This window comes from Streptomyces sp. NPDC041191 (genome assembly GCF_055591945.1).
In genome coordinates this window covers 88,565-106,952 of sequence record NZ_JBVIZC010000013.1, presented here as the reverse complement: position 1 = coordinate 106,952, position 18,388 = coordinate 88,565, and the positions used below count along the sequence as shown (strand labels likewise).

Below are 18,388 nucleotides of genomic sequence, written 5' to 3'. Positions count from 1 at the left end.
GGCCCCGGGGGCATCGCCGATCGGATGATCATGAGAACGCAAAGCCGGGGTTAACGAGCCGGAAAAACTTCCGCCCTAACGTGCAATGTCTCGCCGCCCGCCACGCCCGAGCAGTTCAACAGAGTGTTGACGGTCGGTAAGGTCCGCAGCTGTCCGGGTCCCGTCCCGGGCGACGACCGCGAGGGGGAAGAGTGCAGCTGAGCCCGCACGAGCAGGAGCGCCTGCTCATCCATGTGGCGGCCGACGTGGCCGAGAAGCGCCGGGCCCGGGGCGTACGGCTCAACCATCCGGAGGCCGTCGCCCTGCTGACCTCCCACATCCTGGAGGGCGCCCGCGACGGCCGGACCGTGGCCGAGCTGATGGCCTCCGGCCGCGAGGTGCTCACCCGGGAGGACGTCATGGAGGGCGTCCCCGAGATGATCCACGACGTCCAGGTCGAGGCCACCTTCCCGGACGGCACCAAGCTCGTCACCGTCCACGACCCCATCGCCCGGACGGGACGCCGCTGATGATTCCCGGAGAGATCCTGTACGCGGAGGACCCCGTCGTCCTCAACGAGGGGCGCCCGGTCACCCGCCTCACCGTGCTCAACGCCGCCGACCGGCCCGTCCAGGTCGGCTCCCACTACCACTTCGCCGAGGTCAACCCCGGCCTGAAGTTCGACCGTGCCGCCGCGCACGGGCTGCGGCTGCACATCGCCGCCGGGACCGCCGTCCGCTTCGAACCGGGCGTCCCCGTCGAGGTCGAACTCGTCCCGATCGCAGGCCGCCGCGTCGTGCCCGGCCTGCGCGGCGAGACCGCGGGGCCCCTCGACCCGGACCCCGGCACCCCCGCGGGCCCCGCCGCCCCCGCCGACGCGGACGGAGACCCCCGTGCCTGAGCTGCACCGCGCCGTCCACGCCGACCTGTTCGGCCCCACCACCGGCGACCGCGTCCGGCTCGCCGACACCGACCTCTTCGTGGAGGTCGAGGAGGACCGCTGCGGCGGCCCCGGCCGCGCGGGCGAGGAAGCCGTCTTCGGCGGCGGCAAGGTCGTCCGCGAGTCCATGGGCCAGTCCCGCACCACCCGCGCCGAGGGCGCCCCGGACACCGTGATCACCGGCGCCGTGGTCATCGACCACTGGGGGGTCGTCAAGGCGGACATCGGCATCCGGGACGGGCGGATCACCGCCCTCGGCAAGGCCGGCAACCCCGACACCATGGACGGCGTCCACCCCGACCTCGTCATCGGCCCCGAGACCGAGATCATCGTCGGCAACGGCCGCCTCGTCACCGCCGGAGCCGTCGACACCCACGTCCACTTCATCTCGCCGACCGTCGTCGAACAGGCCCTCGCCACCGGCGTCACCACCCTGGTGGGCGGCGGCACCGGCCCGGCCGAGGGCACCAAGGCGACCACGATCACGCCCGGCCCCTGGCACATGGCCCGGATGTTCGAGGCGCTGGACACCTTCCCCGTCAACATCGGCCTGCTCGGCAAGGGCAACACCATGTCCCGGGAGGCGATGCGCTCCCAGCTGCGCGGCGGCGCCCTGGGCTTCAAGATCCACGAGGACTGGGGCGCCACCCCCGCCGTCATCGACGCCTGCCTGGACGTGTGCGAGGAGACCGGCGCCCAGCTCGCCATCCACACCGACACCCTCAACGAGGCGGGCTTCGTCGGCGACACCCTCGCCGCCGTCGCCGGCCGCACGATCCACGCGTACCACACCGAGGGAGCCGGCGGCGGGCACGCCCCCGACATCATCACCGTCGTCTCCGAGCCGCACGTCCTGCCCAGCTCCACCAACCCGACCCGGCCGCACACCGTCAACACCGTCGAGGAACACCTCGACATGCTGATGGTCTGCCACCACCTCAACCCGGCCGTCCCCGAGGACCTCGCCTTCGCGGAGTCCCGCATCCGGCCCTCCACCATCGCGGCCGAGGACGTCCTGCACGACCTCGGCGCGATCTCGATCATCTCCTCCGACTCCCAGGCCATGGGCCGCGTCGGCGAGGTGATCATGCGGACCTGGCAGACCGCCCACGTCATGAAGAAGCGGCGCGGCGCCCTGCCCGGCGACGGGCGCGCCGACAACCACCGGGCCCGCCGGTACGTCGCCAAGTACACGATCAACCCGGCCGTCGCCCAGGGCATGGACCACCTCGTCGGCTCCGTCGAGCCCGGGAAGCTCGCGGACCTGGTGCTCTGGGAGCCCGCCTTCTTCGGCGTCAAGCCGCTCGTCGTCGTCAAGGGCGGTCAGATCGCGTACGCGCAGATGGGCGATGCCAACGCCTCCATCCCCACGCCCCAGCCGGTCCTGCCGCGCCCGATGTTCGGCGCGCTCGGCAGGGCGGCGGCGGCCGGATCGTTCAACTTCGTCGCGGAGGCGGCGATCGAGGACGGCCTGCCGCGACGCCTGGGCGTGGACAAGGAGTTCACCGCCATCGGGAACACCCGGCGGGTCACCAAGGCCGACATGCGCGAGAACGACGCGCTGCCCCGGGTCGAGGTCGACGCGGACACCTTCACGGTGACCATCGACGGCGAGGCGGTCGAACCCGCCCCCGCCGCCGAACTGCCCATGGCCCAGCGTTACTTCCTCTTCTGATGGCGACGCGATCGGCTCTCCTGGTGCTCGCCGACGGGCGGTTCCCCGCCGGCGGGCACGCCCACTCCGGCGGCGCCGAGGCCGCCGTCGGGGCCGGCCGGATCAAGGACGCCGACGACCTGGAGGCGTTCTGCCGGGGGCGCCTGCACACCACGGGCCTCACCTCCGCCGGACTCGCCGCCGGAGCCGCCTACGGACTCGACCCGTACGCGCTCGACGCGGCGGCCGACGCCCGCACCCCCTCGCCCGCCCTGCGCGCCGCCGCCCGCAGGCTCGGCCGGCAGATGATGCGGGCCGCCCGCGCCACCTGGCCGGACCCCGGGCTCGACGCGCTCGCGGCCGCCTTCCCGCGCGGCGCCCACCAGCCCGTCGTCCTCGGCGCCGCCGCCCGCGCCGCCGGACTCGACCCGCTGGACGCGGCCCACTGCGCCGCGTACGAGGCGATCGGCGGTCCCGCCACCGCCGTCGTGCGCCTCCTCGGCCTCGACCCCTACCGGGCCACCGCCGTCCTCGCCCGCCTCGCCCCCGAGACGGACCGGGTGGCCGAACGGGCGGCGGCCGCGGCCGGGGAAGGCGTGGACGCCCTGCCCGCCGCCTCCGCGCCCCTGCTCGACCTCACCGCCGAACAGCACGCGGCCCGGCCGGTCCGCCTCTTCGCCTCCTGAGGCCCCGGCGGCCCCCTTCCCCGCGCCCCGACGAACCGAACCGAACCGAACCGACCCGAAGCCCGCCCGCGACTCCCCGGAGCACCCGTGCACCTCGATCACGCCCACGCCCACCACGGCGCCGTCTCCGCCGACGCCCACCGCTCCGACGGCACCCGCCGCGCCCTGCGCGTCGGACTCGGCGGACCGGTCGGCTCCGGCAAGACCGCCACCGTCGCCGCCCTCTGCCGCGCCCTGCGCGACACCCTCTCCCTCGCCGTCGTCACCAACGACATCTACACCCGCGAGGACGCCGAGTTCCTGCTCCGGGAGGCCGTCCTGCCGCCCGAGCGCATCCGGGCCGTGGAGACCGGGGCCTGCCCCCACACCGCCATCCGCGACGACATCTCCGCCAACCTCGAAGCCGTCGAGGAACTGGAGGACGCGGTGGGCCCGCTCGACCTCATCCTCGTCGAGTCCGGCGGCGACAACCTCACCGCCACCTTCTCCAGGGGGCTCGTGGACGCCCAGGTCTTCGTCATCGACGTCGCCGGCGGCGACGACATCCCCCGCAAGGGCGGCCCCGGCGTCACCACCGCCGACCTCCTCGTCGTCAACAAGACCGACCTCGCCCCGTACGTCGGCTCCGACCTGGAGCGGATGGCCCGCGACGCCGAGGAGCAGCGCGGCGACCTGCCCGTCCTCTTCACCTCCCTGCGCGCCGAGAACGGCGTCGGTCCCGTCGCCGACTGGGTCCGGGCACGGCTCGCGGCGTGGACCGCGTGAGCCTGCGCGCCACCGCCCGGATCGCCGCCGAGGCCGGTGGCGGGCTGCCGCTCCTGGTGAGCGACGGCCCCCTCGCCCTGCGCCGCACCCGGGCGCCCGAGCCGTACGCCCGGGTCACCGTCGTCGGGGCGATGAGCGCCCCGCTCGGCGGCGACCGGCTCGCGATCGAGACCGCAGTACGGGCCGGGGCCCGGCTCCTGGTCGACTCGGCCGCCGCCACCCTCGCCCTGCCCGGCCGGGGCGCCGACGCCGCCACGTACGACGTCCGGATCGACGTCGCCGACGGCGGGGTGCTCCGCTGGCTGCCCGAACAGGTGGTCTCCGCCGCCGGCTCGCGCCTGCGGGCGCGCACCACCGTCGAGCTCGCCCCCACCGCCCGGCTCGTCCTGCGCGAGGAGCAGGTCCTCGGACGGCACGGCGAACCGCCCGGCACCCTCACCACCCGCCTCACCGTCCGCCGCGCCGGCCGCCCCCTGCTCGACCAGGAGCTGTCCTTCGGTCCCGGCGCGCCCGGCGGCTGGGACGGCGGCGCGGTCCTCGGCGGCCACCGGGCCACCGGACAACTCCTCGTGGTCGATCCCGCGTTCGAGGAGGAGCCGGTGGAGACCCGGCTGCTGGGGGAGAACGCCGTCGTCACCCCGCTCGCCGGCCCCGCCGCCCTGGTCACCGCCCTCGCCCCGGACGCCCTCGTGCTGCGCCGCCTCCTCGACACCGCCCTGGCCGCACTCGCCCCGTTCTGACCCGCTTGCGGAGGTCACCGCTCAGCGGTACGGCGTTCACCGGTTATTGGTTCGGCAAAGAAACACACGTTCGCCCTTTCACTCCGGTCACGGAGGACGAAAGGATTCCCCGGAAACCAACACCCGGCGTCACCACGGGGGGTGGCGCCCATTCTGGGGGAGGACACGTGAGACGCACGGCAGTGCTCGGCTCGCTCGGCACTCTGATAACCGGCGCGCTCGTCGCGGGCGCGCTCGCGGCTCCGGTGGCGAACGCCGACAGCGACCGGCGCCACCACCGGCCGGACGCCGAGGCGATCGGCGTCGCCGTCGCCGCCGCCAGGGCCGCCGCGACGGGCATCGACTGGCGGGACTGCCCGGCCGACTGGGGCCTGGAGAAGCCGATCCAGTGCGGCTGGGTCACCGTCCCCGTCGACTACGCGAAGCCCCACGGCAAGAAGATCCGGATCGCCGTGGACCGCATCGCCTCCACCGGCACCCCCGCCGAGCGCCAGGGCGCCCTGCTCTACAACCCGGGCGGTCCCGGCGGGTCGGGGCTGCGCTTCCCGCGCCGCGTCACCACCAAGAACGCCCTCTGGGCGAACGCCGCCAAGGCGTACGACTTCGTGGGCTTCGACCCGCGCGGCGTGGGCCACTCGGCCCCCATCTCCTGCGTCGACCCGACCGAGTACGTCAAGGGCCCCAAGGCCGACCCGGTCCCCGACAGCGAGGCCGACAAGCTCGCCCAGCGCAAGCTGGCCGCCGAGTACGCCGAGGGCTGCGCCGAGAAGAGCGGCGACATGCTGCCCTTCATGACGACCCCCGACACCGCCCGCGACCTCGACGTCATCCGTGCCGCCCTCGGCGAGAAGAAGCTCAACTTCGTCGGCGTCTCCTACGGCACCTACCTCGGCGCGGTGTACGGCACCCTCTTCCCCACGCACGTCCGCCGCATGGTCCTCGACAGCGTCGTCAACCCCTCCCGGGACAAGATCTGGTACGAGGTCAACCTCGACCAGGACGTGGCCTTCGAGGGCCGCCTGAAGGACTGGATGACCTGGGTCGCCCGCAACGACTCCGCGTACCACCTCGGCGACACCTACGCCGAGGTCCGCGGCCAGTGGGACACCCTGCGCGCCGCCGCCAAGAAGAACCCCCTCGGCGGCAAGGTCGGACCGGCCGAGCTGATCGGCTTCTTCCAGAACGCCCCCTACTACGACTCCATGTGGGCCCCGGTCGCGGAGGCGTGGAGCGCGTACGCCGCCGGCGACCCGCAGCCGCTGATCGACGCGGCCGCCGCCGACCTCACCGACACGGCCGGCAACATCGCCTCGGAGAACGGCAACGCCGTCTACACCGCCGTCGAGTGCGCCGACGCCCCCTGGCCGACCAGCTGGAAGAAGTGGGACCGGGACAACACCCGCCTCCACCGGAAGTACCCGTTCATGACCTGGGCCAACGCCTGGATGAACCTGCCCTGCGCCACCTGGTCCGCGCCGCGCCGCAGCCCGGTCGAGGTGAAGACCGGCAAGGGCCTGCCGCCGGTGCTCATCGCCCAGTCCGAGCGCGACGCCGCCACCCCGTACGCCGGCGCCGTCGAGCTGCACAAGCGCTTCGAGGGCTCGCGCCTGATCACGGAGAAGGACGCCGGATCGCACGGCATCACCAACCTGGTCAACCCCTGCCTCAACACCAAGGTCGAGGCGTACCTGCTGACCGGGAAGCTGGACGCGCGGGACCAGACCTGCGCCCCGCACGCCACCCCGCGGCCGTAACGGCACGGGCACGGCGGTGAGAGGGGGCGGACCGCCTGCGGTCCGCCCCCTCTCACCCCGTCGTCACCCGCGCGCCGCGAGCCACGCGTCCTCCGCCGCGTAGTCGAACCAGTCCACCCCGTACTTCGCGAGGTTCGGGAACGCCTCCCGCCACTCCCGCTCCGCCACCCGCCCGGCCAGCCACTCCACCGTGGCGGGCAGCGAATCGGCGTACGACACCACCGGCCGGTACCCCAACTCCCGCCCGGCCGCCGACATGTCGTAGACGATCGGGTGTTCCGAGGTCCACGGGGTGAGCCCCACCAGGCCCTCCGGCGGCCCTTCGATCGGCACCGTCTCGCTCTCCACGCCCAGGACCGCGTCGATCGCGGCCCCGATCTCCGCCACCGTCGGCGCCTGCGGGTCGGCGCCGTTGAGCACCCGGGTCCCCGGCTTCGCCGCCGCGAGCCGGATCAGCTCCGCGAGGTTGTCCACGTGCGCCGGATGGAACCGCGACCTCCCGCCGTACGCGAGGACGCGCACCGGCCGTCCGTCGAGCGCCCGCTTCACGAACCACAGCTCGCGCGGGCCGGGACAGTGCGGCCCGTGGATCGCGCCCGCCCGCAGCAGCGTCGTCGGCAGCGCGTCGCCCGCCGCGACCAGCTCCCGTTCCAGGGCCACCTTCCGCGTCCCGTACGTGCCGTCGCCCGGCGCGACCGTCCGCCACTCCTCCGGGATCGGCACCGGGAAGGCGGGGAAGCCGTCCGGTTCGTCCTGGGTGTCGAAGCTGCGCCCCCGGTCGTCCTCGTAGATCGCGCCGCTCGACACGACCACCGCCGACCCGATCCGGCCGGCCAGCCCGGTCAACTGCCGCGCGTGGACCCTGTCGTACGCGACGATGTCCACGAGCACGTCGCAGCCGTCGCCGAGGCCCGCCGCGAGCGCCCCCTTCTCGGTGCGGTCGAGCCGCACGGACCGGACCTCCTCCGGCCATCCGTCGTCCCGGCCGCCGCGCCGCGAGGCGGCCGTCACCTCCCAGCCGTCCGCGACGAGGGCGCGTACGGCCGCCCGTCCCACCTGTCCCGACGCTCCCAGTACGAACGCGTGTCCCTTGGTCATGCCCCGGACGCTACGGCCGACCGGTGCGCGGGCCCAGGGGATTGCGCCGTGCGCGGATCCGCCCTCAGCGTTCCCCGCCGGGGAACTTTCGCGACTCCCCGTCCGAGGACCCGCCGGGCTCCCCGCCCCCGGCCTCCGCGGCCTTCACCACCGCCGCGTACTCGTCCACGTACTCCTGTCCCGACAGGCGCAGGATCTCGTACATGATCTCGTCCGTGACCGCCCTGACCACTGCCTTCTCCTCCTCCTGTCCGGCGAACCGCGAGAAGTCCATCGGCTCCCCGAACCGGATGGCGACCCGGCGGATCCGCGGCACGACCCGCCCCGGCGGCTGGATCTCGAAGGTTCCCACCATGGCGCAGGGCACCACCGGCACCCCGGCCCGCAGCGCCATCACCGCCACGCCCACCTTGCCCTTGTAGAGCCGCCCGTCGTGCGAACGGGTCCCCTCGGGGTAGATGCCGAGCAACTCGCCCCGGTCGAGCACGCACAAGCCCTCGCGGATCGCCGCCCGCCCGGCCTCCTTGCCCGACCGGTCCACCGGGATCTGCCCGGCGGCCCGGAAGAAGGCGGCCGTGAGCCGTCCCTTGATCCCCGGCCCCGTGAAGTACTCCTGTTTCGCGAGGAAGGTGATCCGCCGGTCCAGGACGGCCGGCATCAGGAAGTGGTCGGAGAAGGAGAGGTGGTTGCCCGCGACGATCGCCGCCCCCTCCGCCGGGACGTGCGAGAGTCCCTCGATCCGGGGCCGGAACAGCAGTTTGAGGAGCGGCCCCAGCAGTACGTACTTCATCAGGTGGTAGAACACTCGTGACCCCGTTCGTCCGTCCGACTGCCCGACTGTCCAACCGTTCGTCTTCCCGTTCCGCCCGTTGTATCCGCACACGGGCCCGTGGTCCACTGGTGGGGGAGTGCCGATCATGACGAAAAAGCACGGAACCGGGCGCACCGGCCGGATCGTCGCCGCTCTGCTCTGCGCGCTGACGACGGCCGGGCTGTACGGCTGCTCCGGCACGGTCACGCCGGACCGGCCCCCCGGCACCGAGGGCCGCTCGCCCCTCACCGGCCTCCCGGCCCGGCCCGGCCCCGTCCTCGCCGTCAAGATCGACAACGTGGCGGCGGCCCGCCCGCACACCGGTCTCGGCGCGGCCGACCTCGTCTACGTCGAACAGGTCGAGGGCGGAGCCACCCGGCTCCTGGCCGTCTACTCCTCCCGGCTCCCCGCCCGCGTCGGACCCGTCCGCAGCGCCCGCGAGTCCGACATCGCCCTGCTCGGCGCCTTCGACCGGCCGGCCCTCGCCTACTCCGGGGCGCAGTCCGCCCTGAACCCCCTGCTGGCCGCCGCGCCGCTCCGGCGCGTCACGGAGGGCACCGCGCCCGGGGCCTTCTCGCGCTCCCCGGACCGGGCCGCCCCGCACAACCTCTACCTGCGCCCCGGCCGCGCCCTCGCCGCCGCCCCGGACACGGGGGACGTCCGGGACATCGGCTTCCGCTTCGGCCCCGCCCCGTCCGGAGGCACCCCGACCACGTCCTCGGCCGTCCGCTACCCGGCGGCCCGTTACGCCTTCACCTGGTCCGCCGCCGACCGCGCCTGGCGGATCGCCATGGACGGCCGGGAGGCCCGCGCCACCGACACCGGCCCGCTCGCCCCGGCGACGGTCGTCGTCCAGCGCGTCACCGTCCGCCCCTCCGCCTTCCACGACCGCAACGGCGCGGCCTCCCCCTACACCGAGACCGTCGGGAGCGGCACCGCGCTCGTCCTGCGCGACGGGCGCGCCCACGAGGCCCGCTGGTCCCGGCCCTCCGCCTCGTCGGGCACGGCCTTCACCACCCCGGACGGGGCGCCCCTGGCCTTCGCCCCGGGACAGGTCTGGATCGTCCTGGCCCCCCGCGCGTAGCCCGCGCGGTCCCGGGGAGGGCGGCGGTCAGGACACGGGGCCGGACCGCCGCGGCGGCCGGCCGCCCCGGCCGTCCGGAGCCGCCGCGCTCTCCGACGCGGCCACCCCGGCCGTCGCCACGAACAGCACCATCATGCCGAACCAGAGCCAGCCGCTGCTGCCGAGCGCCACCGTGTACGCCGTCGTCAGCACCAGCGCGGCGCAGGTGAGCGCCGTCATCGTCCTCACGGGACCGGACATCGGTCCGCCCTCCTCCCGACCGGGGCCGTGGAAGCCGTCCCGACCATCGTCACCCGGCGAGGGGCACGCGCGCCACCCCCGGACGCGCCGGCGCGCGCCGGGAAACCGGCCCCGCACGCGGAACGGGCCCGGCGCCGCACGCGGCACCGGGCCCGACCGGGGACCTCGGGAAATCCCAGGGGCTTCGGAGGATCAGCGCCCCCGCGCCTGGAGCGACGCCAGATACGCGTTGTACGCCTCCAGCTCCTTGTCCCCGTTCCGGTCGGCGGCCCGGTCCGTGCGGACCGCCTGCCGCTGCTCGGAGTGGTACCACTGGTAGACCAGCGCGATCAGGACGAGCACGGAGGGGATCTCGCTGAACGCCCAGGCGATGCCGCCCGCCGCGTTCTGGTCGGTGAGCACGTCGATCCCCAGCGAGGCCGGCGGGTTCTCGTACGCCTTGACCATCGGCTCGGTGGCCATCATCAGCGCGATGCCGAAGAACGCGTGGAACGGCATGCCCGCGAACAGCTCCAGCATCCGCATCACGTACCCCGGCCGGTGCGGTCCCGGGTCCACGCCCATGATCGGCCAGAAGAACACCACGCCGACCATCAGGAAGTGCACCATCATCCCGAGGTGACCGGGTTTCGACCCCATCAGGAAGTCGAAGAGCGGCGTGAAGTACAGGGCGTACAGGCTCGCGATGAACACCGGGATCGTGAAGCCGGGGTGCGTGACCACCTTCATGTACCGGCTGTGCAGCAGCTTCAGGAGCAGCTCGCGCGGCCCGGTGGAGCCGCGTCCCGCCACCGGCAGCGCCCGCAGCGCCAGCGTCACCGGCGCGCCGAGCAGCAGCAGGATCGGCGACAGCATGGAGATCACCATGTGCTGCACCATGTGCACGCTGAACATGACCATGCCGTAGTCGTTGAGCCGGGTGCACATCACCAGCGCGATGGTCAGCACGCCGATCGCGAAGAACACCGTCCGGCTCACCGGCCACGCGTCCCCGCGCCGCCGCAACCGCGCCACGCCCCACCCGTACAGGCCGAGCGCCGCCAGACAGCCGACCAGGAAGAAGAGGTCGGGAGAGAACTCCAGCCCCCGCCCCAGCGTGAACGGCGGCAGATCCGTGGTCGTGCCGTGCCCGCTGTGATCCATCCGTACGCTCCCGGGGCCCGATTCGTGCTTGTTGTCCGCACCAGACTAGAACCGCCCCCGGCCGCGATCACGACCGGGGGCGGGTGTCCCGCGCGGAAGCCGTCAGAGCACGCACTCCGCCTCGGCGTAACGGTCGGCCGGGACCGTCTTGAGGCTCTCCACTGCCTTGGCCAGCGGGACCATCGTGATCTCCGTGCCGCGCAGCGCGGTCAGCATGCCGAACTCGCCCCGGTGCGCCGCCTCCACCGCGTGCCAGCCGAAGCGGGTGGCGAGGACGCGGTCGTACGCGGTCGGGGTGCCGCCGCGCTGGACGTGGCCGAGGATCACCGGGCGGGCCTCCTTGCCGAGCCGCCGCTCCAGCTCCGCGGAGAGCTGGTTGGCGACGCCCGTGAAGCGCTCGTGCCCGTAGATGTCGGTTCCGGCGGTCCTGAACTCCATCGAGCCCTCGCGCGGCTTCGCGCCCTCCGCGACCACCACGATCGCGAAGCGCTTGCCGTCCGCGAAGCGGGCGCCGACCCGGGCGGTCAGTTCGTCCATGTCGAAGGGCCGCTCCGGGACGACGACCGCGTGCGCGCCGGCCGCCATGCCGGAGTGCAGCGCTATCCAGCCGGTGTGACGGCCCATGACCTCGACCACCAGGACCCGCTGGTGGGACTCGGCGGTGGTCTTCAGCCGGTCCAGGGCCTCGGTCGCCACGGTGACGGCCGTGTCGAAGCCGAAGGTGACGTCGGTGGAGGCGATGTCGTTGTCGATGGTCTTCGGGACGCCGACGATGGGCAGGCCCGCCTCGGAGAGGAGGTGCGCCGCCTTCAGCGTGCCCTCGCCGCCGATCGGGATGATGGCGTCCAGGCCCAGGTCCGCGACGTGGCCCCGGGCCCGCTCGACCCCGTCGACCAGGTGCGCGGGCTGGACCCGCGAGGAGCCGAGGACGGTGCCGCCGCGGGCGAGTATGCCGCCCACCGCGTCGAGGTCCAGCTTGCGGTAGTCGCACTCCAGGAGGCCCCGCCACCCGTCGTGGAAACCGATGACCTCGTCACCGTGGTCCACCACGGCGCGGTGCACGACGGAGCGGATGACCGCGTTCAGACCGGGGCAGTCTCCGCCGGAGGTGAGCACACCAATGCGCATAGCCCGAAAACCTTTGCAACGTGGGCCGACTCCCGGACCACGTCGTCCGGCTGGATCCCCGCCACCCTATCGTCGCCGGGTGGCGGGACCGAACCGGACGTCCGCACCGTGGACACCGTACGCGTGTACGGGGAGCGCGGAGGGTCAGGCGGGCTGCGTGGCCGTCGCGATGCGCTCGGCGCGCAGCGCCTCGTACCAGCGGTCGTCGGTCGGCGGCAGCGCGTTCACGTCGAGCGCCAGCTTCAGGAGCAGGTCCGCGATCTGCGGGTTGCGCGCCATGACGGGGCCGTGCATGTAGGTGCCGAAGACCGTGTCGTTGTACGCGCCCTCCGTGCCGTCGCCGGTTCCGTTGCCCTTGCCCAGGACGGTCCGGGCGAACGGCCGGGCCGACGGGCCGAGGTGGGTGATGCCCTGGTGGTTCTCGAACCCGGTCAGCTGGGGCAGGCCCAGGCGCGGGTCGATGTCCGCGAGGACGTCACCGACGCACCGCTCCCCCTCGCCGCGGGTCGAGACCACGTCGATCAGGCCGAGACCGGCCTCGCGCTCGCCGAGGTCGTTGATGAACTCGTGGCCCAGGATCTGGTACCCGGCGCAGACCGAGAAGATGATCGCGCCGTTGGAGGCGGCCCGGCTCAGCCCGCCGTCCCGCCGGAGGCGTTCGGCCGCGAGCCGCTGCGGGCGGTCCTCGCCGCCGCCGATCAGGTAGATGTCGCCCGAGGTCGGCACCGGCTGGTCGCTGCGGACGTCGACGCGCTCGACGCTGAGACCGCGCTGCAGGGCGCGGCGCTCGACGACGAGGACGTTGCCCTGGTCGCCGTAGGTGCTGAGCAGGTCCGGGTAGACCCAGACCAGGCGCAGGCTGCTGTCAGTCATGCTGCATGTCCTCTACGGGTCAGTTGCCGACGCGGCGGCGGACGTCCTGGAAGGCGGTGTAGTTGGCGATCAGCTCGATCTGGCCGGGCGGGGCCATCGTGACGGCCTCGTCCAGCGTCTCGCAGACGCGGAAGTCCACGTTCGCGACCTCCAGGCGGACCGCCAGGTCGAGCCGGCGGTCGCCGATCACCATGATCGGGTGGCCGGCGAGCCGGCCGTAGTCCACGTCCCACAGCCAGGAGGTGTCCGTGCCGTCGGCGCCGCGCGCGTTGACGGAGAGGATCACCGGCGCGGGCGGGCCGTCGATGAGGGAGAACGTCTCCAGCCAGCCGGCCGGGTTCTTGGCGAGCAGCAGCCGCAGCTCGCGGCCCTGGAAGGAGACCACGTCGTACCGGCCGGCCACGGCCTGCACCTGGTACATGCGCTCCAGGGCCACCTGCGGCGGCACCCCGAAGACGGCGGCGACGGCGGCCGAGGTGGTGGCGTTCGCCTTGTTGGCGCGGCCGGGGAGCTGGAGGCGGATCGGCCAGGCCGAACCGTGCGGGTCGAGCACGTGGTCACCGCTGAGCGCCCAGCTCGGCGCGGGGCGGCGGAAACCGCACTCGCCGCAGAACCAGTCGTCGCCGGGACGCTGCATCACGCCGCCGCAGGCGGGGCACGACCAGGCGTCGTCCTTCCACTCCTGGCCGGCGGCGACCCACACCACGTTGGGCGAGGAGGAGGCGGCCCACACGATCAGCGGGTCGTCGGCGTTGGCGACGACCACGGCCTTCGTGCCGTTGAGGCCCTCGCGCCACTTCTCGGCGAGCATCCGGGTCTCGGCGGCGCGGTCGAGCTGGTCGCGCGAGAGGTTGAGCAGCGCGATCACCTTGGGCGTGGTGTCGCGGGCGACGCCGGCCAGGTACTTCTCGTCGACCTCGATCACGCCGTACTTGGAGTCCGAACCGCCGGCGAGCGCCGAGGTGATGCCGGCGGGCATGTTGGCGCCGAGGGCGTTCGAGACGACGGGGCCCGCGGCCCGGAGCGCCTCCGCGATCAGCCGGGTCGTGGTCGTCTTGCCGTTGGTCGCGGACACCAGGACGACGTCCAGATGCTGGGCGAGCCGCCCGAGGAGGTCGGGGTCGAGCTTCAGCGCCACCCGGCCTCCGATCACCGATCCGCTGCCGCGCCCCGCCGCCCGCGACACCGCGGCCGCGGCCTTGCCCGCCGTCACGGCCAGCTTGGCGCGCGGCGACAGCGGCTCTGGATTACCGGGGTGTCCTGACATCGTTCTTGTTCCTCCTCGCGTCGGTCCGGGCTCAGCCTATCGAGATCCGGCCAGGAGCCCGAACAGCGGCACCGCCGACCGGCCGCACGAAACGCCGAGGTCACGGCGGACCGTACCCTTGCCGCCATGCGAAACCGCCCCATCCCCGGCAGTTCCGGCCTGGTCCGGACGATGACCCTGCTCGGCGACCCCGTCCTGCGCGCCCCCTGCGAACCCGTCACCGACTTCGGCCCCCGGCTGGCCCGGCTGGTCGAGGACATGTTCGCCACGATGTACGCGGCGAACGGGGTGGGCCTGGCGGCGAACCAGGTCGGCATGGGCCTGCGGGTCTTCGTGTACGACTGCCCCGACGACGAGGAGAACCGCCACCTGGGGCACGTGGTGAACCCGCGCCTGGTGGCGGCGGACGGCGACGTGGTCCGGGGGCCGGAGGGGTGCCTCTCCCTGCCGGGTCTGGAGGCCCCGACGCCCCGCTTCGACCGCGCGGTGGTGGAGGGCGTACGCCTCGACGGGTCCCCGGTGCGGATCGAGGGGACGGGTTTCTTCGCCCGCTGCCTCCAGCACGAGACCGACCACCTGGAGGGCGGGGTCTACGCGGACCGCGTCACGGGGTGGCGGAAGTCACGGCTGCGGCGCGCGGTCCGGAAGCGGGCGTGGGGCGACGGGGCGGCGGAGGCCCTGTGGGCGTGAGCCCGGGGGACCCGGCCCAGGGCGTGTGTCGGAAAGTCCCGTCTGCCCGGCACGCACGCCCTAGAAGCCCGGGCCGCCGGGACGGTCGTCGGCCTCGGCGAGCCGGCCCCAGAGGAGGTCCGCCAGGCTGCGCACCAGCTCGGCGCGGGAGCAGGGCCGCTCGCCGAGCCACCAGTCCCCGGCCGCGTGCATCATGCCGACGATGCCGTGCCCCCAGATCCGTGCCTGGTTCTGGGCGCCGGGTCCGGGATCGACGCGCTCGGCGATGACCTGGCCCAGCTCCTCGCCCATGCGGCGGAGCAGCGGGGCCGAGTGGCGGCCGACGTCGAAGCCCTGCTCGGTCTGGTGGGTCTCCTCCGCCGGGTGCATGAGGAAGCGGTAGACCTGGGGCATCGCCTCGATCGAGGCGAGATACGTGTCGAGGGTGGACTCGACCCGGCGGCGCCGGTCGGAGGGGGCGTCGAGCGCGGCCCGCAGGGCGGCGAGGAGGGCGTCGGTGTGCCGGGTGGCGAGGGCGCGGTAGAGGCCGCCCTTGTCGCCGAAGTGCCGGTAGAGGATCGGTTTGGTGATGCCGGCCTCGGCCGCGATCGCGTTCATGGAGGCCTGGGGGCCCTCCCGGAGCACCACCCGGTCCGCCGCCTCCAGCAGTTCGCGCCGCCGCTGCTCGGCGGGCGTCCGCTGGTCGGTGGTCCGGTGTGCGATGTCCATGTGTGTGTCTCCCCGGCCGTGCCGTTCCGCGGTGGCGCGGTCCTGCCGTTCCGCGCTCCTGCCCTGTGTGGGGCTCTCGCAACGTAACACCCGGCCGGGTTCCGGTGCCGGTCGGGCCGGATCGCGTCCCCGCAGGTTGACAGCCTCTACCCGCCGGTAACAGACTGTTGTTACCGCAAGTAACATACTGCTGGGAGGGAAAATGGGCGAGTTCACGTTCGAACTCAACGAGGACCAGAAGCAGGTGCGCGACTGGCTCCACGGCTTCGCCGCCGATGTGATGCGTCCCGCGGCCGCCGAGTGGGACGAGCGTGAGGAGACCCCCTGGCCGATCATCCAGGAGGCGGCCAAGCTCGGAATCTACTCCCTCGACTTCTACGCCCAGCAGTTCTTCGACCCGACCGGCCTCGGCGTCCCCCTGACGATGGAGGAGCTCTTCTGGGGCGACGCGGGCATCGCCCTCGCCATCGTCGGCACCGGCCTCGCCGCCGTCGGCGTCCTCGCCAACGGCACCGAGGAGCAGATCGGCACCTGGGTCCCGCAGATGTACGGCGACGCGAACGACGTCAAGGTCGCCGCCTTCTGCTCCTCCGAGCCCGACGCCGGCTCGGACGTCGCCTCCATGCGCACCCGGGCCGTGTACGACGCGGCCAAGGACGAGTGGGTCCTCAACGGCACCAAGACCTGGGCGACCAACGGCGGCATCGCCAACGTCCACGTCGTCGTCGCCGTCGTCGACCCGGAGCTCGGTTCCAAGGGCCACGCCTCCTTCATCGTGCCGCCGAACACCCCCGGCCTCTCGCAGGGACAGAAGTTCCGCAAGCACGGCATCCGCGCCTCCCACACCGCCGAGGTCGTCCTGGAGGACGTCCGGATCCCCGGCCACTGCCTCCTCGGCGGCAAGGAGAAGCTGGACGAGCGCCTCGCCCGCGCCCGGGAGAAGGCGAAGGCGGGCGGCGAGCGCGTGAAGAACGCCGCCATGGCCACCTTCGAGGCGTCCCGCCCCGCCGTCGGCGCCATGGCCGTCGGCACCGCCCGCGCCGCGTACGAGGTGGCCCTCGACTACGCGAAGACCCGCGTCCAGTTCGGCCGCCCGGTCATCGAGAACCAGGGCGTCGCCTTCCAGCTCGCCGACATGGCCACCCAGATCGACGCGGCCCGCCTCCTCGTCTGGCGCGCCTCCTGGATGGCGACCGCCGGCAAGCCCTTCACCTCCGCCGAGGGCTCCATGTCCAAGCTGTACGCCAGCGAGGTCGCCAAGAAGGTCACGGCCCAGGCCATCCAGATCCTCGGCGGCAACGGCTACACCCGCGAGTACCCGGTGGAGCGCATGCACAGGGACGCCGCCATCTACACGATCTTCGAGGGCACCAGCGAGATCCAGCGCCTGGTCATCAGCAGGACGATCGGCAAGTAGGGCCCGCCCGGCCCCTCCCGCCCCGCACCCCGTCCGGGGGTGCGGGGCTTCTTCGAAACCGCTTTCCGCGGGGGCCGGGGAGGGCCCCGGACTTCGGTCGGCCCACCCCCCGGCCACAGACACGGCTCAGTCCGCGCGCTTCCCGTCGTACAGGTGCAGGGAGCGCAGGGCCGCTTCGAGGGCGAAGCGGCGGTCGGGGTCCAGCAGGCGGTCGCCGAAGTGGCTGTCCAGGTTCCGCAGCCGGTACCGGACCGTCTGGGCGTGCACGCCCAGCATCTCGCCGACCTGCTCGGCGGGGGCCCGGGTGGAGACGTGGACGCGCAGGGTCTCGACCAGCCGCTCCCGGCGGGTGCCGGACAGCCCGTCGAGCGGGGCCAGTTCGCGCTTGGCGAGCTGGGCCACGAGGGCCGGGTCGGAGAGTAACCACAGCGTCGTCAGGTGGTCCTCGCAGTGGACGAGGGGGGCGTCCGCCACGATGCCGTCGTCGATGAGCCGCAGGACGCGCCGCGCCCAGCGGACGGAGTGTCCGGCCTCTCCCGGCGGCACGGTCAGACCGATGACGGCGGGGGTGCCGGCCAGGGCGGAACGGAGCATCGCGAGGCGTTCGGCGGTGAGCGGGCCGGGGACGAGCAGGTGCGGCTCGGGGAGGGTCAGGTCGGCGAGGACGTCCCGGTCGAGGCCCGTCTGGGCCGGTTCGGCGACCGGCGGGCGCAGGGCGACCATGGTGCACTCGGCCGGGAGCTGCCAGGACGCCTCCTGGCACAGTTCGGTGATGGCCGCGCGGGGCAGCGGCGGGCCGGCGACGACGAGGTGGAGCAGTTTCCTCCGCAGCGCCGCCACGTCGGACAGCGCGCGGGACTGGACCATCGCGTACCCCTCGCGGGAGAGGGCCGCCAGCTCCTCGACGTAGGCGAAGAGGGCGTCCGCGAAGGCCAGGATGAGGGTGGGGGAGAGGTTGTACGTGCGCCCGATGCTCTTGGCCCGGCGCAGCGCGATGCGCGCGCCGAGGCGGTAGGCGCCCTGCAGGGTGTCGAGGTCGCGCCCCTCGTACGCCTCCACCCGGCCGAACTTGCGCAGCAGTTCGTCCCGGAAGGGGGCGTTCACCCCCGGGTCGGCGACCCGTTCCACGAAGGCCGTCAGGGCCTGCTCCACCCCCTGGCGGATCGCGTCCGAGTGGGGCCCGCTGAAGAGGTGGGCGTACACCGGGTAGGTCCGCTGGACCTCCACCCCGATCTCCTTGATGAGTCCGGGGATCTCCGGCCTCATCAGGGCGGCGAACTCCCTGGGGAGCGGGTCGAGCGGTTCACCGATGTGCGGTGACTGTGCGATGGGGGGCATGGACCGATCCCTTTGTTCTTCTGCGCGACCGGTGGGGGAACGGCGGCGCGGCGCCCCGCTGTCGTGCGGGGCG

At 73.5% G+C, this 18,388-nt stretch carries 19 protein-coding genes; 10 read left to right on the top strand and 9 right to left on the bottom strand.

The features are described 5' to 3' along the window. Nucleotides 1-191: 191 nt before the first annotated feature. The 7 genes from ACZ6AQ_RS25065 (at nucleotide 192) to ACZ6AQ_RS25035 (ending at nucleotide 6,518) form a co-directional block, all read left to right on the top strand. Nucleotides 192-509 (top strand): urease subunit gamma, encoded by a 318-nt coding sequence (locus tag ACZ6AQ_RS25065; protein WP_468762486.1) that lies wholly within the window; start codon nucleotides 192-194, stop codon nucleotides 507-509. Then, nucleotides 509-880, top strand: coding sequence for an urease subunit beta (locus ACZ6AQ_RS25060; protein ID WP_468762484.1), 372 nt, complete (start codon nucleotides 509-511; stop codon nucleotides 878-880). Before ACZ6AQ_RS25065 ends, ACZ6AQ_RS25060 begins: the two co-directional genes overlap by 1 nt. Further along, nucleotides 873-2,594 (top strand): urease subunit alpha, encoded by a 1,722-nt coding sequence (locus ACZ6AQ_RS25055; protein ID WP_468762482.1) that lies wholly within the window; start codon nucleotides 873-875, stop codon nucleotides 2,592-2,594. Before ACZ6AQ_RS25060 ends, ACZ6AQ_RS25055 begins: the two co-directional genes overlap by 8 nt. Then, entirely contained in the window at nucleotides 2,594-3,259 is a 666-nt protein-coding gene (locus ACZ6AQ_RS25050) for an urease accessory protein UreF (protein ID WP_468762480.1), read from the top strand. The genes ACZ6AQ_RS25055 and ACZ6AQ_RS25050 overlap by 1 nt, the downstream gene beginning before the upstream one ends. Nucleotides 3,260-3,346: 87 nt before the next feature. Then, entirely contained in the window at nucleotides 3,347-4,024 is a 678-nt protein-coding gene (gene ureG, locus ACZ6AQ_RS25045) for an urease accessory protein UreG (RefSeq protein ID WP_468762478.1), read from the top strand. Then, entirely contained in the window at nucleotides 4,021-4,764 is a 744-nt protein-coding gene (locus tag ACZ6AQ_RS25040) for an urease accessory protein UreD (RefSeq protein ID WP_468762645.1), read from the top strand. Before ureG ends, ACZ6AQ_RS25040 begins: the two co-directional genes overlap by 4 nt. 167 nt (nucleotides 4,765-4,931) lie before the next feature. Then, nucleotides 4,932-6,518: an alpha/beta hydrolase gene (locus tag ACZ6AQ_RS25035; protein ID WP_468762476.1), complete on the top strand. Its 1,587-nt coding sequence runs from the start codon at nucleotides 4,932-4,934 to the stop codon at nucleotides 6,516-6,518. A gap of 63 nt (nucleotides 6,519-6,581) precedes the next feature. Here the strand turns inward: ACZ6AQ_RS25035 and ACZ6AQ_RS25030 are convergent, their stop codons facing one another. Further along, nucleotides 6,582-7,616, bottom strand: a complete 1,035-nt coding sequence (locus ACZ6AQ_RS25030) for an NAD-dependent epimerase/dehydratase family protein (RefSeq protein ID WP_468762474.1) — start codon at nucleotides 7,614-7,616, stop codon at nucleotides 6,582-6,584. 64 nt (nucleotides 7,617-7,680) lie between these two features. Beyond that, nucleotides 7,681-8,421, bottom strand: a complete 741-nt coding sequence (locus ACZ6AQ_RS25025) for a lysophospholipid acyltransferase family protein (protein ID WP_468762472.1) — start codon at nucleotides 8,419-8,421, stop codon at nucleotides 7,681-7,683. 112 nt (nucleotides 8,422-8,533) lie between these two features. Between ACZ6AQ_RS25025 and ACZ6AQ_RS25020 the strand changes: the two genes are divergently transcribed. Further along, the gene (locus ACZ6AQ_RS25020; RefSeq protein ID WP_468762470.1) at nucleotides 8,534-9,511 is read left to right on the top strand and encodes a DUF3048 domain-containing protein; all 978 of its coding nucleotides are present in this window, start codon (nucleotides 8,534-8,536) and stop codon (nucleotides 9,509-9,511) included. A 27-nt stretch (nucleotides 9,512-9,538) separates the two neighbouring features. On the opposite strand, the gene ACZ6AQ_RS25015 is transcribed toward ACZ6AQ_RS25020, so the two are convergent. The 5 genes from ACZ6AQ_RS25015 to ACZ6AQ_RS24995 form a co-directional block, all read right to left on the bottom strand. Next, entirely contained in the window at nucleotides 9,539-9,751 is a 213-nt protein-coding gene (locus tag ACZ6AQ_RS25015) for a hypothetical protein (protein WP_468762662.1), read from the bottom strand. 192 nt (nucleotides 9,752-9,943) lie between these two features. After that, entirely contained in the window at nucleotides 9,944-10,894 is a 951-nt protein-coding gene (locus ACZ6AQ_RS25010) for a cytochrome c oxidase assembly protein (RefSeq protein WP_468762468.1), read from the bottom strand. 102 nt (nucleotides 10,895-10,996) lie between these two features. Then, nucleotides 10,997-12,022: a 6-phosphofructokinase gene (locus ACZ6AQ_RS25005; RefSeq protein WP_468762467.1), complete on the bottom strand. Its 1,026-nt coding sequence runs from the start codon at nucleotides 12,020-12,022 to the stop codon at nucleotides 10,997-10,999. Between the two features lie 144 nt (nucleotides 12,023-12,166). Then, nucleotides 12,167-12,895: a type 1 glutamine amidotransferase gene (locus ACZ6AQ_RS25000; RefSeq protein WP_388692168.1), complete on the bottom strand. Its 729-nt coding sequence runs from the start codon at nucleotides 12,893-12,895 to the stop codon at nucleotides 12,167-12,169. 19 nt (nucleotides 12,896-12,914) lie between these two features. Continuing rightward, nucleotides 12,915-14,162 carry a Mur ligase family protein gene (locus ACZ6AQ_RS24995; protein WP_388692165.1) on the bottom strand — a complete coding sequence of 416 codons (1,248 nt, stop codon included), beginning with the start codon at nucleotides 14,160-14,162 and terminating at the stop codon, nucleotides 12,915-12,917. Between the two features lie 126 nt (nucleotides 14,163-14,288). Here ACZ6AQ_RS24995 and def point away from each other — a divergent pair, with 126 nt between their 5' ends. Further along, complete coding sequence (gene def, locus ACZ6AQ_RS24990) at nucleotides 14,289-14,852, top strand: peptide deformylase (protein ID WP_468762465.1); 564 nt, start codon at nucleotides 14,289-14,291, stop codon at nucleotides 14,850-14,852. Nucleotides 14,853-14,912: 60 nt separating this feature from the next. Here def and ACZ6AQ_RS24985 read toward each other — a convergent pair whose 3' ends face one another. Continuing rightward, nucleotides 14,913-15,560: a TetR/AcrR family transcriptional regulator gene (locus tag ACZ6AQ_RS24985; RefSeq protein ID WP_388692160.1), complete on the bottom strand. Its 648-nt coding sequence runs from the start codon at nucleotides 15,558-15,560 to the stop codon at nucleotides 14,913-14,915. 202 nt (nucleotides 15,561-15,762) lie between these two features. Between ACZ6AQ_RS24985 and ACZ6AQ_RS24980 the strand changes: the two genes are divergently transcribed. Continuing rightward, nucleotides 15,763-16,977, top strand: a complete 1,215-nt coding sequence (locus ACZ6AQ_RS24980; protein WP_468762463.1) for an acyl-CoA dehydrogenase family protein — start codon at nucleotides 15,763-15,765, stop codon at nucleotides 16,975-16,977. 126 nt (nucleotides 16,978-17,103) lie between these two features. Here ACZ6AQ_RS24980 and ACZ6AQ_RS24975 read toward each other — a convergent pair whose 3' ends face one another. Further along, a complete protein-coding gene (locus ACZ6AQ_RS24975; protein ID WP_468762461.1) occupies nucleotides 17,104-18,315 on the bottom strand; it encodes a PucR-like N-terminal domain-containing protein in 1,212 nt (403 codons plus the stop codon). Between the last annotated feature and the right edge of the window lie 73 nt (nucleotides 18,316-18,388).